This window comes from Elusimicrobiota bacterium, from assembly GCA_016788905.1.
Classification (GTDB): Bacteria; Elusimicrobiota; Elusimicrobia; order FEN-1173; family FEN-1173; genus JADKHR01.
Genome location: JAEURZ010000003.1, coordinates 1 through 15823, shown reverse-complemented (window position 1 = coordinate 15823; position 15823 = coordinate 1). Strand labels below are relative to the sequence as shown.

Sequence of the window (15823 nt, the reverse complement as noted above, 5' to 3'; positions counted from 1 at the left end):
TCTAAAAGCAAAAAAACCCCACCTTCGCCCCCAACGCCGTGGGGGAAAGGTGGGGTTTTGATTATAAAAATCGACCCCAGTAGGACTTGAACCTACAACCTTCTGCTCCGTAGGCAGACGCTCTATCCAATTGAGCTATGGGGTCACCGGCGAAAGTCAAAGTGCCCAATGGCACTTTGGGAACTTTCGCCTGAATGGTGACGGGCGCGAGTTCGTGAGCGCCCCGGCCCGTGACGCTCAAAATCTTTTGTGCGTCACGGGATCAGCAAAGTCAAAGTGCCCAATGGCACTTTGGGAACTTTCGCCTGAATGGTGACGGGCGTGGTTTCCGGGCTTACGCCCTCCAACCATTTCTTCGGCTCCCACGCCTCAGTCACGAGTTCGTGAGCGCCCCGGGTCTAAACCGCATTCCTTCTAATTATCAGGCGGTTCAGACCATCAAAAAAGAACAACAGAGTCGCCTATCTAAATTTCACCCTCGATCGCAGAGGGATTTTACCATTTTTTACCCGGTCAAATCTGACCGGGTTCCCTCACCGAGAGAACCCCGAAAACCTATTGAGTCTCGCTGGATTTTTCAATCGCTTCAACGAGGGATTTGTCCAACAGCATGATTTCGATCCGCCGATTCTTCTGTCGCCCTTCAGCGGTCTCGTTTGAAGCGATGGGTTGATATTCGCCCTGACCAGAAGCGATGAGGCTTTCCGGGGACAAGTGGGCTTTCTCTTGAAGAAACCGCACCACCGTGGTTGCTCTCATAACGGAAAGCTCCCAATTGCTCGAGAAAGGGGATCGCTTTGAAACGGGGACGTTGTCCGTGTGCCCCACAACGCGGATGTTTTTGTCGGAAAAATTCGCCAGAGCTTCCCCCACTTTAAGAAGAACAGCTTCACCCTCTTTCTTTAAGCTGGCGCTTCCCGAAGCAAAAAAGATCTTTTCCGCCACATCAACCGAAAGCATGTCTTTGAATTTCCGAACCTGCAACTTCCCCTCGTTGACCTCCGAGGACAGCCGGCTCACCAGTTCGTTGTATCCCTTCTCCCGATTCTCGGCTTCCTGTTGAAGGGCCTGTTGCTCCGCTGTTAATTGTTCGACGTCTTGGCTCAGCATTTCTTTTTGGGAAGACAACGCATCAATCTGGGCTCTTAATTCTTCCGCCTGGGTTTCAATTTCCAATTTCGCCGTTTCCATTTTCTTAAACCGCGATGAGGAAACGCACGCCGACAGCGACAAGACCAAAACACTCAGAAAAGAAACAAAAATGTTTTTCTTCATTTGAAACTCCTTTCAAAAATAATACAACCTACCGTCAGAATTGTACCATAAGAAATGAACATGGGGGACAAAAGCGTCAAAAAAAAGACCCCGAGTCGAATCGGGGTCTTTTTCCTGAAGATGGAGCGGGCGATCGGGTTCGAACCGACGACCTTCTCGTTGGCAACGAGACGTTCTACCAACTGAACTACGCCCGCAAAGTTTCCTCGTTCTTGCGGTGCTATTATACCTTACTTTTGAGGTTTGGAAAGGGAAGCGGCCGCACTCTCTGACGTGGGCTCGTCTTCGTCGTCATCGTTCAGCTCAAAAAGACCCATCTGAAGCTTGGCTTCATCCGACGCCATGGTACGCGGGTCCCAGGGAGGAATCCACGCCAGGTCCACTTTCACATCCGAAACCCCGGCCATGGCGCCGAGGTCGGCGTGGACTTTGCTGAGTAAAGCTGGACCGTAGGGACACGCCGGCGTCGTCAGTGTCATACGAACGGCCACCTTGTCTTTTCCATTTCCATCCGGGGTCACCTCCACACCATAAATCAGACCCAAATCCCAAATGCTCAAATGGATTTCCGGATCAAAAATCGTTTTCAAGACTCCATTGACCTGTTCAACCGTGACAGACATAATTTCCCCCTATCCTTGAATCGGTGACTGCGTTTTTTTATCTTCGAATTCCTTGAGTCCCTGGAGAAAGGTGTTCCACGCCAACAGAGCGCATTTGATCCGGACTGGGTATTTACGAACCCCTTCGAGCGAGGCCAACTCTTCCAGATCTTCTGGAAGCTGGTCAGCGGGAGCATTCTCCAACATCATCTTCTTGAACGCGTCCGCCAAACCGGCCGAATCCGTTAAACTTTTCCCTTTCAGCGCCTCCGTCATCATCGACGCCGACGACTGGGAAATGGAACATCCGTTGCCCGCCATTTTGATATCGTCAATACGCCCGTCCCGCACCAGAAAGGTCAGTTCAATGGCGTCCCCGCAAAGAGGATTCACCCCATTCACACAAATATCCGGAGTCGGGATTTTTCCCATGTTCCGCGGATGTCGGTAGTGATCTAAGATCACTTCCCGATAAAGATCATCGGTCATCGGACCCCCACACCAAAAAGACGTTCCACCTCTTCCAACGAACGAACCAAGGCGTCCACTTCTTCCCGGGTGTTGTACAAATAAAAACTGGCGCGAGCGGTTCCAGAAATCTCCAGTTTCCGCATGAGGACTTGGCAACAATGGTGGCCCGCCCGAATGGCCACTCCTTCGCGATCCAAAATGGTCCCCACATCATGGGAATGGACACCGGGAAGATCAAAGCTGATGACACCACCACGTTGCGTGGGATCCGACGGGCCGTAAAGAATAATTTCAGGAAAGCGTTCTTTCAAACGTTGGAGGGCGTAGCCCGTCAGCTCAATCTCGTGAGCTCGGATACGGTCCATCCCCATCCGGTTCAGGTAGTCCACGGCCTCACCCAACGCGATGGCCCCGGTAATATTCGGCGTTCCCGCTTCGAATTTATAGGGGAGATCGTTCCAGGTGGCGTGATCGGTCCAGACTTCCTTGATCATGTCCCCGCCACCTAAAAAAGGTTCCATGGATTCCAATAGACTCCGCCGCCCCCAGAGGACTCCCAACCCGTTCGGACCCAGCATCTTGTGGGAAGAGAAAGCCAGGAAATCACAGCCCAGGGTTTTCACGTCTACAGGCAAGTGGGGAACGGATTGGGCTCCATCAATTAACACGAGGGCCCCCACCGCCCGGGCACGCCGCGCCAATTCTTCAACGGGGTTAATGGTGCCCAGAGCGTTTGAGGCGTGGGTCACAGCCAAGATTTTCGTTCGTGTGGTGAGGAGTTGAGGCAAGCGATCCAAATCCAACACGCCGTCCCGACCGGTGATGGGGATAAACTTCAACACCGCCCCCGTGTCCCGCGCCACCAACTGCCAGGGGATCAGGTTCGAGTGGTGTTCCAATTCGGTCAACAAAATTTCATCCCCGGCCTTTAGGTTGCGGCGGCCCCAGGCGTAAGCCACCAGATTAATGGATTCCGTCGCGTTTCGAGTAAAGATCACCGTGGCCGGATCGTCAGCCCCAATGAAACGGGCCACCCGGGCCCGGGACTCTTCCATGAGAGACGTGGCTTCCTGGGAAAGGGTGTGCACCCCCCGGTGAACGTTGGCGTTGGTTCGCTCGTAGTAGGCGGTCATGGACATTATGACCGACATGGGTTTTTGTGTGGTGGCCGCGTTGTCCAGATAAACCAGAGGTTTTCCGTGAATGCGCCGGGACAGGATCGGGAAATCCAGCCGAGCCACGGCGGGATCAAAAGCGACAGGGCGTTGACCGTTTGATTTCATATTAATCTTCCAATTTAACTTGAATGTTTTGTCCGTCCACTCGGACTTTATGGCATTTCACCGGGACCACCGCAGGCATGCGGAGGGCCGCCCCGCTTTTAACACTGAAGCGCGCCCCGTGGCGGGGACATTCCACTTCGTCCCCATGGAGAACACCTTCACCCAAAGGCCCCTCGTCGTGGGAGCAGAGATCATCGATGGCGTAAAAGGCGCCATCCACTTGACTCATGGCAATGCGCCGTCCCCTCACGCGAAAAACTTTAAGGACCCCCGGAGGGACCTGATCCAAACGGGCCACCGTGAAATAATCACCCATGATCTCGGCTCAACTTTTCATCGATGGCCGAACGGAGCCGCTCGTGCAAGGCCGGCACCGGGGCCCGCTGAAGCACGTCCTCAAAAAAACCTTCCACCATGGCCCGTTCGGCCTCGAGCCGATCCAGACCCCGACTCATCAGGTAGAAGCGTTGATCTTCTTCCAGCCCCCCCACCGCCGCCCCATGACCGCACTTCACATCGTCTGTCAATATTTCCAGCATGGGAATGGCGTTGGCCCGCGCTTGACCTGACAACAAAATATTCTTCGACGCCATGTAGGCCTCGGATTTCGTCGCCTCTTTTTCAATACGAATCATTCCCGTAAAAATGGACCTCGATTGATCCATCAAGGCGGCTTTAAAAAGAAGATCACTCGTTGTTCGGGAAGCCTGATGTTCCTGGCGTGTGTGATGAGTAAAACGTTGGTCTCCCTCACCAAAAACCAATCCGTACAGTTTAGCGTCAGCCCCTGGCCCCTGGAGTTGGGACCCGAAATCGGCCCGGGAGAGTTTCCCGCCCAACGCCACAGCGACGGTGGTTAACCGAGCGTCCCGGGCCAACCGCGCGTTCTGAAAAAGGAAATGATTGACGGACCGCTCATGGTGTTGGAGATTCACGTAGCTCACCTCGGCGTTTTCCCCCACCACAATTTCGACACCCGCCACCGAAAGGGCATCCCCATCTCCTTCAGGTCCCGACGCCGCGTAATCTTCCATATAGGTCAAGCGAGATCCCGGCTCGGCCACGATCAGCGTGCGCGTGACCGCGGACTCTCCCGCCGCCAAATGAGGAGCGTAGCCCCCCCGAAGAACAACACCCGCGTCAACACCCTTGGGGACATAAACGAAAAGACCGCGATTCCAAAACGCCGTGGACAACCCCGCGAACTTCCCGTTCGAAGGGGAAACCACTTTGCCCAAATGAGGCCAAACGAGCTCGGGACATTGACGAAGGGCCTCGGCCAAACTGAGGAAAACAACCCCGGAGCCCAGCGATTCCGCTGGAGAACGTCGATGGACACCGTTGGGGCCCCACAGAACCAAGGAATCCGTTGGGCTCACAAATTCCGTAAACGCCACGGGAATCTCCGCCAGCGTTTCCCCCGACGCCGGCGCCAAGGCGAATCCATTCAAATTTAAACCTGAAAGATCCGTACGCCGCCAGGCTTCGTCTTCCTTCGTGGGCCAGGGTGTCTTTTCAAACCGTTCAAAAGCATCACAGCGGAATACAGAAAGGTCGGAGGTTTCGTTTCCTCCGGCCACGAGCGCCGCCAACAACTCCCGGGAGAACCCCGCCGATGTTGAAACCGGTTCCATGACGTCGGATGGTTCAGCCAACGGACCCCTCCATTTCCATTTCCAAGAGACGGTTTAATTCCACCGCGTATTCCATGGGAAGTTCTTTGGTGAACGGCTCAAAAAATCCGTTCACGATCATCAGTGTCGCTTCGTGTTCGCTCAAACCCCGACTTTGAAGATAGAAGAGCTGCTCTTCCCCAATCTTCGATACCGTGGCCTCGTGACCCATGGACACATCCTCTTCATCAATTTCGATGGTCGGATACGTATCGGAACGGGACTTTTCATCTAAAAGAAGCGCGTCACACCGAACGTTGGACTTGCACCCGGTGGCGCCCCGCACCACTTTCACAAGACCGCGGTAGCTGGATCGCCCCCCTTCTTTGGATATGGATTTGGAGGTCACCACGCTTGTGGTGTTGGGAGCCCCATGAACAATTTTTGACCCGGCATCCTGGTGTTGATCTTTGCCGGAGAACGCCACGGAGAGAACTTCCCCGCGGGCCCCCTCCCCCATCAAATAGATGGCGGGATACTTCATGGTGAGCTGGGACCCTAAATTCCCGTCGATCCATTCGACGGTGGCGTTTTTGTGGGCCACCGCGCGTTTGGTCACTAAATTGAAAACGTTTTTGGACCAGTTCTGGATCGTGGTGTACCGAATTTTGGCCCCGGGAAGAGCGATCAACTCCACCACGGCGGAATGGAGCGAATCCGACGAATAGGTCGGCGCCGTACACCCCTCGATGTAATGCACGAAAGATCCTTCATCCGCAATGATCAACGTCCGCTCGAATTGGCCCATGTTCTCCGAATTAATTCGGAAATAGGCTTGAAGCGGAATGGGAACGCTGACTCCCTTGGGGACATAAATAAAGGAGCCGCCAGACCAGACAGCGGAATTGAGCGCAGAAAACTTATTGTCCGCCGTGGGGATCACTGTGGCAAAATATTTTTTGACGATGTCCGGATACTGTTTCAGTCCATCGTCCATGCTGAGGAAAGCCACCCCCAACTTCTGCAAATCTTCACGCAACGAATGATAAACAACCTCCGATTCGTATTGAGCTGTAACCCCCGCGAGAAATTTTCGCTCGGCTTCGGGAATACCCAAACGATCAAAGGTGTTTTTAATGCCCTCCGGAACTTCTTCCCAGGTTTTTCCCTGTTTGTCCGTGGGTTTCATGTAGTAGTGGATATTGTCAAAATCGATCTTGGCCAAACTCGGAGAATCCGCCCACGTCGGCATGGGTTTTTTCAAGAAAGTATCGAGAGCGTTCAACCGAAACTCGCGCATCCAGGCCGGTTCCTTCTTCATGGAGGAAATGCTTTCAACAATTTCTCGCGTCAGCCCCCGGCCCGATTGAAACGTGTAATTCTCCATGGAATCATGGAACCCATACTGGTAGTCCTGCCCTAGAGTTTTGAGATCGGGTTTTTCTGTCATGAGGCCACCAGGGATCCCCCGGCAACTGGTACAGCGCCGGTAATCCATTCGTATCCTTTGCTTTCCAATTCCAGAGCCAGGTCCGCCCCGCCGGACCGAACGATGGTTCCTGCGGAAAGGACATGGACAAATTGCGGTTTGACGTATCCGAGCAATCGTTGGTAGTGGGTGATCAACAAAATTCCTCGGCTGGGGTTGGCCAAACGGTTGATGCCCTCCGCCACAATCTTCAAGGCATCGATATCTAACCCCGAATCGGTCTCATCCAGAATGGCCATCACCGGTTGCAGGAGCGCCATCTGGAGGATTTCCAAGCGCTTTTTCTCCCCTCCGGAAAAGCCCTCATTGAGATAGCGGTTGGCAAAAGCCGTGTCCATTTTAAGAATTTTCATGTTTTCTTTCAGTTCTTTTCGAAAATCCTTAAGCGCAATGTCTTGTCCCCGGCGATTCTTCATGGCCGTTCGAAGGAAGTTGACCACGCTCACGCCCGGAACCGAGACAGGATACTGGAACCCGAGGAAAAGTCCTTTGATGGCCCGCTCATTCGTTTTAAGTGCCAACAGGCTTTCACCGTTAAGAAGAATATCCCCGGACTCGATCTTATACCGCGGGTGCCCCAAGACCGCATAGGAAAGGGTGCTTTTTCCCGAACCGTTCGGTCCCATCATGGCGTGAATTTCCCCCGCACCCACCCGTAAATTGAGCCCGTGAAGAATTTTCTTACCCTCCACCGAAACATGTAAATCTTTAATTTCAAAGAAGGGCGTGTTCATGAAACGACCTTCTCACCCATTGAATGAGTTGCCTGGGTTCCGATTTCATTGATATCTTCCACCACACGGGCCTCCTCTTTGAGCAATTGCTCAAGGTTGATCTTCTCCAGAAAACCGTAAATATAACGGGTTAAAAGTCCCCAAATAGGGCGAATACTGCACCCCCCCGTGTGAACACAGGTTGATGTGTTTCCTGTAAAACGACGGCAAAGATCTTTTCCCAAATCCACTTGCCCCAAAGCCGAAAGGACAGCCCCAACCGAAATATCCGCAGGCTTCCCAGCCATAATGTACCCCCCGTTCACTCCCCGCAAACTCTTCACCAGCCCGGCCCGTCGCAAATTGACCAATATTTTCTCAACGTAAACAGGGGTTAAATGCTCGCGTCGAGCGATCTCGCGCACAGGGAGAGGCGAGGGTAACTTGTGCGCCGCAATCTGCAACATACAACGAAGGCCATATTCCTGCATGGCGGTGACGCGCATAAATCCGGCTCCTCAAAAATCGAAATCTTACTCTTACAGAGGTATATTACATGATATATGACTAATTCGTCAAGATTAGTGGCCTTTACATTTTCCATCGAGAATTGTAGCATAGCCACTTCTTGAACGATCCTGGGGAGGTTTTAATATGGGACAGCTCAAATCAGTGAAAGATTTGGATGTGAAGGGCAAGCGCGTCATGGTTCGCGTGGATTTCAACGTCCCTATGGAAAAAGGGGTCGTGAAAGACGACACCCGGGTCCGCGGTGCGCTCCCGACCATTACCCACTTGATACAAAACGGTGCTCGGGTTATCCTCGTTTCCCATTTAGGGCGCCCCAAGGGCACAGCCAACCCCAAATACACCCTTGCTCCTGTGGCACAACACCTTTCTCAAATCCTTAAGAAACCCGTGGCGTTTGCTGCCGATTGCGTGGGGCCCGCCGCGGAATCGGCTTCGAAAAATCTTCAAGACGGTGATGTCCTACTCCTGGAAAACCTGCGTTTTCACGGAGAAGAAGAGAAAAACGACCCCGCTTTTGCCAAAGCCCTTTCCGGCCTTGCGGACCTCTTTGTTCAAGACGCCTTTGGTGCGGTCCACCGGGCCCACGCCAGCACCGCGGGGATCCCAAAACTTCTTCCCAGCGCGGCGGGTTTCTTACTCCTCAAAGAATTGGAATTTCTTGGCCGCATTAAAAACAACCCCGCGAAACCCTTTCTGGCGATCGTGGGCGGGGCAAAAGTCTCGGACAAAATCGAAGTATTGGAAAAACTCCTTGATAAGGTGGACACCCTGGTCATCGGCGGCGCCATGGCCTACACCTTCCTTAAATCCCAAGGGATAAAAATTGGGAAATCCCTCGTGGAAGCCGAAAAAGCGGAAACCGCAAAGAAGCTCCTCCTCTCCGCGGAAACCAAAGGGGTTAAGGTCCTTCTGCCGAAAGACCATTTGGTCGTTTCTTCCATTGACGCCCCAGATTCCGCCATTGAAACCGATGACGCCAATATCCCTAATGATCTCATCGGGGTGGATATCGCGACCAAATCAATCCAAAACCTTACCGCTTCGATTGCCTCAGCCAAAACCATTTTCTGGAACGGCCCCATGGGAATTTTCGAAGTGGACCGTTACGCGCGTGGCACACGGGAAGTCGCCAAACTGGCTGCCGACGCCGCCTCCAAAGGGACCACCGTTGTCGTGGGCGGAGGGGACAGTGTCGCGGCGGTTCAATCCACGGGTCTGGCGGAAAAGATTTCACACATATCGACGGGTGGCGGCGCCTCGTTGGAGTTCCTGGAAGGAAAGGAACTCCCGGGCGTGTCCGCCCTCAACTAGGGGACTTCCCATGCTCTTTAGTGTTATTCTTTCAATCCATGTGGTGGCGTGCGTTTTGGTCATTTTGGTGGTTCTCTTGCAGTCAGGGAAAGGAGCAGGATTTTCCGGTATTTTCGGGGGAGGGGGAAGCGACGCTGTTTTTTCGGCCCCCTCCGGGTCTCAATTTATTCGAAAGGTCACAACGGGGTTTGCCGTGGCTTTTTTCATTTCGTCCCTCTTTTTAACTTATTTGGGGTCACGGAGAGGCGTTCGAACAGTGACACGGGAGTTTGCCATTCCGACGTCTCAGGAAAATGTGACGGAAGCGGAGACGACACCTAAAGGAACGGCCGTGCCCGCGGAGAAGACAACACTCCCAACCGCACCCAAAACGGCGGAACCCCCAACGAAAAAATGACATCCTGATTTTTCGTGTCCAGCGTGCGCGGGTGGCGAAATTGGCAGACGCGTACGCTTGAGGTGCGTAAGCCGAGAGGCGTGGGGGTTCAAGTCCCCCCCCGCGCACGCTGGACATGAGATCGACGGCAGGCCCGATCTTCGACGGAAGACGGGCCGGGATTCTTCGCTAAAACCCAAAATCCGCAATTCCCAAATTTCCAACATACACCACCACCAGCCACCACCTTTCCCACAAAGTCCCCACCATTCTCCCCACTAAAATCTAATGGTAAAAAGAACCGAAGGACGCCCTGAATTCACCCCGCCCATAAGGTCAAACCTATTCCGAAACGAATACCCCGCATACCCCGCCCAATACCTGGAATCCCGGTAGCTAAACGGGTTCCCCGCAATCCCGGCAATCCACCTATCAGAGCGCGGGACTGGCGGAAATACCGGGGTCTCATCTCTTAAGGATTCCTTAATAACTGAAACAGGTCCCCGCTCCTCCGTCACCACCCTCTCAACCCTCCCAGGGGTTTCGATGGTACGGGTAACGATGCGAACTGGTCCCTCAACTCGAACGGTCTTCACCTTCTCAACCACCGCTGGATTCTGGTAAATTAGCTGGTTTTGTTTAAGGGCGATGTGTTGGAGGTAGCAGTAAATCAGGAGAAGGACGAAAGCCCCGGCGGCCCCTATGGCCCCAACGCGCTTCCATCCTATCTTGTTAATGCTTTTCAGGAGGAGTAGAACCATTTTTCCCCTTGAGATAGGTGTCGATAACCGTCCCCCCGCCGATCAATGTAGACGCGAGGAAAATGCATGTTAGCCATTCGTTTGGAGATATTAGCTTTGCGATTAAAAGGGCGGTAGAAACGACGTAAATGTGAAATCCGAATCCTACCTTTCGAGATTCTTCAAAGAGGATGATCTCACCAAGTTTACTCATAGCGAATCTCGGAATGCGCCCATGTCCCACGCCTTGCCAGGGCACGATTTCCTTTGCTCAACGGGGACGCCACCCATGGCCTGCGCTTCCCGGTGCCCAAGGACCCTGTCTGCCGTGATGATGTTCTGGTTCATAAGTGATCTGCAAAGGTGTCTTAATGTGGCAAGTGTGTCCAGCGGTGGCGGCTCTTGGTCGAAGTTCCCAATTACGCATATCCCAATCCCTGATGCGTTAAAGTCAAGCTCTTTACAGTGCGCCCCGCGCTCGTCCAGCATCCGGCCACAAACGATTTCGAGGTGCCCGTTGATTCGGTCCAAAAGGAAATGGTATCCGACGTCCACCCACCCATTAACGTTTACGTGGTAGTTCCGAATGGCCCCGACGTTAGAAAGTGTTGGGTGGTCCGCGCTAACACTGTGATGGAGGATTATATATTTCTTCTGGTTGGATCGGCTCTTTAAGGGTTCCATCTGTCGGCCTCCGGATCGTCGAATAAATGGCCCATGCGTCACGTTCGCACTGAGGGCAAGTCTTAGTTATCATCGAAAATTCAGGGCTACCACATTGCCCACAAATTTGAATGGGAGACCCCTCTATCATTGTGGTATTGTCGCGTCGTGCCTGAACTCTTTATTTATTACTTTCCCGTCAAAATAGATCGAATACCACGGGAACCATTTTGAATGTTTCCTGACTTTAGGAATAAGCTGTTCGACATCTGCGAATTTCCAATCAATCCGTTTCAGCCATAGGACATGGGGGAGAGGGAGGAATTTCATAAATCCATTACCGTCCGCCTTCCGGATTGCAAGATATCCCCCATATTTCCACCATCGCGCAAACGTATATGACCAACAATTCCCCTTGCTCGCTCCTGGAATTACACGGTCCGCAATCAATGACAATCCTATACATACTGAATAAAATGCGTTTGCCACTCCCCAGATAACAAATCCGAGTAGAGCCAAAATCACATGAATAGATTTAAGGATGAACTTTTTCATATTAATGGTTAGGCATTTTACCTACGCTGGAATTTGACATAAGCCAAGTAACGAATTGAAACACCACCGCCGACGCCCCGCCGACCGCAACAATCACAGCCGTTATTTTCAACGGGAATGCCCACAATCTCTCAATCTCGCGCTTGTTATTCTCTATCCTTATAGATGCCTTTTCTTGGTTTATCAAAACAAGCTCTAGTTTGTCTGTGATCGTTTCCAGTTTCCGGTGGATATCCGCGTTCCGCCGCCCGGTATCCTCCATGGCGTTCTCCACCGTGTTCATACGTGCTTCAATCAATTCGTTTTTGTTCATGTTTATATTAATGGCCTTCCATAGCTTAGACGGCCACTGTTCATCGTCCGGTTCCCCGGTGTCCTGGTTCGCCATTTAGACTATTAGACGACTACAACGGGTTCCCACCCCGCGAAATGATGTTTGAACGGCTCCGTCAATGTTGGCTGTAACACGCTATCGTAGTAAACCGTTCCCGTCGTCTCAAAGTCATCTTCAACAATAATGTCTATCACGTCTTTGTTCATAACAGGAAGATTGTAATAAACACCACCTTCGGGGATATACTCATCAACGCCTGGCTCATAAATTATTCTTTTCATTATCTCACCTTTGGCGGTTTGCCCTTACCTTCTGGCTGTCCGGCTTTCTTTAATTCGGTTCTTGTCTTTGTACTCTCCCCACCTTTTTTAAACTTTACCGCCGCAGTTTCGTCAACCTCTAACAGCTTTTCTTTGCAGACTTCCGGCAACTTGTCATCGTCCACAATGAAGTCAAATTTCTTGCTCCCCCTGTAAATGCTCCCAGGAGGGACAAACACCATGTTATTAAGTGTTGCTATGTAGTTTCTCATTGTTCCCCCTTACGCTACTATTTGACGCATTTGATTATTAGTTAAAGCATTCGACCAAATATAAACATCTTTTATATTTCCAAAAAGGACAGAACCGGTTGCAGTTGAAAACGTTCCAATATATAAATATGATCCACTCCCCATAGTTCCATTAAAAGCACCAGAAGAAACTGACAGAGATCCTTCGCTAATATTTGTTAATGTTGTTCCACTCCAACTGACTGTGGCTTTTTTAAGTATTCTATCGTTCCGAAATGTACCTAAACTACTCAAAACATTAGTACCATCATATGTACGGATCAGTCCATGAGAATCTCCCGGATTACTGTAAATTATCTTGCCGTTAGTTTCAGTAGCAAGAGTAGTCATCTGTCTACTAGTTAATGATCCGGCATCCTCTGTGGAAAAGTTACATAAAGCAGACCCTGCAGTGAATGATATATTGTTTGCAGAATAATAATAAAGCAAATCAGAATTTCTTGTAACCGCTACGGTAGTGGTTGAGATAGGATTAGTTGCAAAAGAATCTGATTCATCCTGACAATAATCAACGTCGATAGCGTCGCCATTAGTAACTATCCGAAACCCACACGTAGGATTTGTAACAGACGTTCCAAGAATATTCACACGTGTATAAGCCGACGTTGATAACAAAGCTGTAATATCCGTCCAACTTGTTCCGTTATCTCGCGTAATATTAACCGTTCCCGTTCCTGTAATCCGCTTAACGTACGCCGAAAATGTCCTCGCCGCCGATGCCATCGTGAATGTTTGTAAACATGTTGCATTTCCAGCAGTCGCCGTTAACAGTGTTGACGCACTCGCTTGACCATCAATCCCTGTAGAAGTAAGAGCGGTTGTCATGGTAGTCTTAACCCACGCCGCATTTGTCAGGTCACGACACCACAATAGATTATTCGTTCTAGCACCCTCGTTTAGATATCCTTTTAGATATCCAGAGGCGATAGGCGTTCCGTCTTTGTTGGTGTTGAAGTATTTCACGCCATCAACCCCTGAACCATGTGGATCATAGGCCGCACCGACTGGCGTGTATGATGGGGTAGCTACTACACCACGCATAATAGTAGGACCATAGAAATAGGCATGTTCCCCAGCATTAGCAGATATTGATGGATACCCGACAAAAAGACGAACCACGTCCCCAGTAGAAAAACCTGTCGCAGAGCTGAGAACAACAAACCACCATCCGTTACCTAAGTCGGTTGCTGTTGCACCTACTCCTGTCACGAACCCTGTGTCGTAATTTAATGAGGCATAAATAATTGTGCTACCAGATGTTAGGTTGTATAGGTTAAATATGTTAGCGTGATTTGCACCAGATCCTTTTTTCGCATAAATACACGCTGTCATACCCGTAGATACTGCTATCCCTGCTGTAGTTGCTCGGCATGCTGTACCGGAAGCAGTGGCGGAAGCCTCAACCTTAGTTGCATTTACTCGTCCGTCTATCGGGTTTGCAATCGCATTTTTTGTAATTGTTATGTTTGTATTAATCCATGCGCTTGAGGCAAAGTCATCAGTATAAGTTAAGTAATTAGTATTATCCCTGCCCGAATGAACATACTCGCTGGCGCTCTGGTCTGCTTGTCCGGTAACGTCTTCAATTTGAAGCCCAGTAGCATAAACGAATTCACTACTTCCCGTGTAATTGGTGGCAGTATTCCATACTGCGTTAAATGTCTTGTATATGCCAAAAGCAAAAGTTCCTGTTACTGGGGGTGTAATCGTTACATATATTCTATACCATCCATCTCCTATAGATAATATTGAACAGGACGCAGATCCAATCGTCCCCTCGACAGAACCAGTGTCAAGGTTAAAGAAACATCCTATCGCTGATGTTGTGCTTCCAATATATACTTTGAGAGCTGTCCCTTTCTTTACATAGCAAGACGCTGTCATCGCTCTATTAACTAACCATTTACCAGAAGAGATAATCAAGTGTGAATTAGTTGTGTTATCTTCAACTATCTTGTTAATAGTTGGCAACGGTCCTTCTACCGTGCTATCTATAGCGACAGAGCAACGCAATGTTGAAAATTCAGAGGTAGTAAAATTCTCAGAAGAAGAAAAAGAATTACTAACTCGCCTTGCCCCTGTAAACCTAGCCGCACCAGCACGGACTTCTTTTAACATGCCTTCGTTGTCGAAGTATGTCGCCGTGGTCGTCCGCGTGAACGTAGCTGGGCCGTAGCCAGCCGACGGAATTAGAGTGTTCTTAAGCGGAGCGATGAAACGCGCCGTGCTAAGAGGATATTCTAGTGACGCCCCATTAGGGCCAGTAATTCCAGACCGTTGTCGTAATCGCATTGAAATCTCCTTAGCTAACTTTGTGGAATCGAAGCGTTCCCGATCCGGCCGCAATGGCTCCGATTCTGTCGCCGTCTCCAACCAACACGGGCACGGTATTGTTCGCACGGATGAGGTATCCCGTCGATGTCGTAACGTCGTTCGCCGTGGGAGCGACTTTAACGAAAACGTCGATGTCCGCCCACATGTCATACATTCCATCGGAAGCAAAAACTCCGGTTTGCGCGGCCGTCCCACTAACGGACAGCTGGGCCTGGCTGTTATCTCTTAATTTAATCCCGAACGCATCATATTGACGTATGTTGTATGTTGACATGGTATTCTCCTGTGTTTTTAAGATCCGATTACTTTATCCCGGCTTTATCAAGCCGCGCTTTCAATTCCTTGACTGAATTAATCAGTAGGGCGATCATGTTCTGGTAATACAAGGCATCCGGCCTTCCATCTTTGTCATACTCGACAAACTCTTTCATCCCTAAGGCGTCCACTTCTTCGGCTATGAGCCCAGCGAATTCCCGCCCGTCTTCTTCTTTCAATGATTTAAACGATACAGGGTTTAGTTTCTCAAGGTGTTCCATGCCTTTTTCATATGGCTTAATGTCTGTTTTATATCGGGCGGATGATGTGGACCTTTTAAGGTTACCCGTCGCATCGACGTTTACATTTGCCGCGCTTGCGGTTGTTTGGTTATATGCGCTTTCCATGCTCACATTACCATCCGTCACTGTCATGATTTTATGGAATCCGGTTTCCGCCGAATTCGGCGTCAAGATTACAAACCCATTTCTAAGTAATAATTCCCTACCATCACCTGTGAAACTCCCACTTGTGTTTTTGATTGGATCGTAATTTATAGCCACTGTGGTCCCGTTGTATTTAGTTCCAAGGACAAGACACGGGGAAGATGAACTGGAACCAAATCTTGATGCTTTGACGGCTTGCATAGGGGAACCGAGAGCGTTTCTCACATTCAGTGCCATATTAAAAAAGTCAATTTGTTTTGA

The 15823-nt window shown here is 50.6% G+C and carries 20 protein-coding genes and 3 tRNA genes; 3 read left to right on the top strand and 20 right to left on the bottom strand.

Going from position 1 to position 15823, the window contains the following annotated elements:
* Positions 1-71: 71 nt before the first annotated feature.
* The 11 genes from JNK54_01790 to JNK54_01740 all read right to left on the bottom strand — a co-directional run bounded on the left by JNK54_01790 (position 72) and on the right by JNK54_01740 (position 7952).
* Positions 72-145: transfer RNA gene (locus JNK54_01790), tRNA-Arg, on the bottom strand.
* A gap of 410 nt (positions 146-555) precedes the next feature.
* Complete coding sequence (locus tag JNK54_01785) at positions 556-1275, bottom strand: OmpA family protein (GenBank protein ID MBL8023001.1); 720 nt, start codon at positions 1273-1275, stop codon at positions 556-558.
* A gap of 121 nt (positions 1276-1396) precedes the next feature.
* Positions 1397-1472, bottom strand: a tRNA-Gly gene (locus JNK54_01780).
* A gap of 33 nt (positions 1473-1505) precedes the next feature.
* Positions 1506-1898: a DUF59 domain-containing protein gene (locus JNK54_01775; GenBank protein MBL8023000.1), complete on the bottom strand. Its 393-nt coding sequence runs from the start codon at positions 1896-1898 to the stop codon at positions 1506-1508.
* Positions 1899-1907: 9 nt separating this feature from the next.
* Positions 1908-2366, bottom strand: coding sequence for an SUF system NifU family Fe-S cluster assembly protein (locus JNK54_01770; protein MBL8022999.1), 459 nt, complete (start codon positions 2364-2366; stop codon positions 1908-1910).
* Positions 2363-3631 carry a cysteine desulfurase gene (locus JNK54_01765; GenBank protein MBL8022998.1) on the bottom strand — a complete coding sequence of 423 codons (1269 nt, stop codon included), beginning with the start codon at positions 3629-3631 and terminating at the stop codon, positions 2363-2365. Before JNK54_01765 ends, JNK54_01770 begins: the two co-directional genes overlap by 4 nt.
* 1 nt (position 3632) lies before the next feature.
* Positions 3633-3947 carry a non-heme iron oxygenase ferredoxin subunit gene (locus JNK54_01760; GenBank protein ID MBL8022997.1) on the bottom strand — a complete coding sequence of 105 codons (315 nt, stop codon included), beginning with the start codon at positions 3945-3947 and terminating at the stop codon, positions 3633-3635.
* Entirely contained in the window at positions 3940-5286 is a 1347-nt protein-coding gene (sufD, locus tag JNK54_01755) for a Fe-S cluster assembly protein SufD (GenBank protein ID MBL8022996.1), read from the bottom strand. Before sufD ends, JNK54_01760 begins: the two co-directional genes overlap by 8 nt.
* Positions 5279-6694 (bottom strand): Fe-S cluster assembly protein SufB, encoded by a 1416-nt coding sequence (gene sufB / locus JNK54_01750; protein ID MBL8022995.1) that lies wholly within the window; start codon positions 6692-6694, stop codon positions 5279-5281. Before sufB ends, sufD begins: the two co-directional genes overlap by 8 nt.
* Positions 6691-7467, bottom strand: a complete 777-nt coding sequence (gene sufC, locus JNK54_01745; protein ID MBL8022994.1) for a Fe-S cluster assembly ATPase SufC — start codon at positions 7465-7467, stop codon at positions 6691-6693. The genes sufB and sufC overlap by 4 nt, the downstream gene beginning before the upstream one ends.
* Positions 7464-7952 carry an Rrf2 family transcriptional regulator gene (locus JNK54_01740; GenBank protein MBL8022993.1) on the bottom strand — a complete coding sequence of 163 codons (489 nt, stop codon included), beginning with the start codon at positions 7950-7952 and terminating at the stop codon, positions 7464-7466. The genes sufC and JNK54_01740 overlap by 4 nt, the downstream gene beginning before the upstream one ends.
* A 148-nt stretch (positions 7953-8100) precedes the next feature.
* Between JNK54_01740 and JNK54_01735 the strand changes: the two genes are divergently transcribed.
* From JNK54_01735 to JNK54_01725, 3 genes are all read left to right on the top strand, one after another.
* Positions 8101-9288, top strand: coding sequence for a phosphoglycerate kinase (locus tag JNK54_01735; GenBank protein ID MBL8022992.1), 1188 nt, complete (start codon positions 8101-8103; stop codon positions 9286-9288).
* A 10-nt stretch (positions 9289-9298) separates the two neighbouring features.
* Positions 9299-9685 (top strand): preprotein translocase subunit SecG, encoded by a 387-nt coding sequence (gene secG / locus JNK54_01730; protein ID MBL8022991.1) that lies wholly within the window; start codon positions 9299-9301, stop codon positions 9683-9685.
* 25 nt (positions 9686-9710) lie between these two features.
* Positions 9711-9792 (top strand) — tRNA-Leu (locus JNK54_01725).
* Between the two features lie 150 nt (positions 9793-9942).
* Here JNK54_01725 and JNK54_01720 read toward each other — a convergent pair.
* The 9 genes from JNK54_01720 to JNK54_01680 all read right to left on the bottom strand — a co-directional run bounded on the left by JNK54_01720 (position 9943) and on the right by JNK54_01680 (position 15799).
* Entirely contained in the window at positions 9943-10425 is a 483-nt protein-coding gene (locus JNK54_01720) for a hypothetical protein (GenBank protein MBL8022990.1), read from the bottom strand.
* A gap of 189 nt (positions 10426-10614) precedes the next feature.
* Positions 10615-11088 (bottom strand): N-acetylmuramoyl-L-alanine amidase, encoded by a 474-nt coding sequence (locus JNK54_01715; GenBank protein ID MBL8022989.1) that lies wholly within the window; start codon positions 11086-11088, stop codon positions 10615-10617.
* 126 nt (positions 11089-11214) lie between these two features.
* Complete coding sequence (locus JNK54_01710; GenBank protein MBL8022988.1) at positions 11215-11622, bottom strand: hypothetical protein; 408 nt, start codon at positions 11620-11622, stop codon at positions 11215-11217.
* Position 11623: 1 nt separating this feature from the next.
* Complete coding sequence (locus JNK54_01705; GenBank protein ID MBL8022987.1) at positions 11624-12010, bottom strand: hypothetical protein; 387 nt, start codon at positions 12008-12010, stop codon at positions 11624-11626.
* An 8-nt stretch (positions 12011-12018) separates the two neighbouring features.
* The gene (locus tag JNK54_01700; GenBank protein ID MBL8022986.1) at positions 12019-12237 is read right to left on the bottom strand and encodes a hypothetical protein; all 219 of its coding nucleotides are present in this window, start codon (positions 12235-12237) and stop codon (positions 12019-12021) included.
* The gene (locus JNK54_01695) at positions 12237-12488 is read right to left on the bottom strand and encodes a hypothetical protein (GenBank protein ID MBL8022985.1); all 252 of its coding nucleotides are present in this window, start codon (positions 12486-12488) and stop codon (positions 12237-12239) included. The genes JNK54_01700 and JNK54_01695 overlap by 1 nt, the downstream gene beginning before the upstream one ends.
* A 9-nt stretch (positions 12489-12497) precedes the next feature.
* On the bottom strand, positions 12498-14645 hold the full coding sequence (locus JNK54_01690; protein ID MBL8022984.1) for a hypothetical protein: 2148 nt from the start codon (positions 14643-14645) through the stop codon (positions 12498-12500).
* 184 nt (positions 14646-14829) lie between these two features.
* A complete protein-coding gene (locus JNK54_01685) occupies positions 14830-15135 on the bottom strand; it encodes a hypothetical protein (GenBank protein MBL8022983.1) in 306 nt (101 codons plus the stop codon).
* A 28-nt stretch (positions 15136-15163) separates the two neighbouring features.
* Positions 15164-15799: a tail fiber domain-containing protein gene (locus JNK54_01680; protein ID MBL8022982.1), complete on the bottom strand. Its 636-nt coding sequence runs from the start codon at positions 15797-15799 to the stop codon at positions 15164-15166.
* Between the last annotated feature and the right edge of the window lie 24 nt (positions 15800-15823).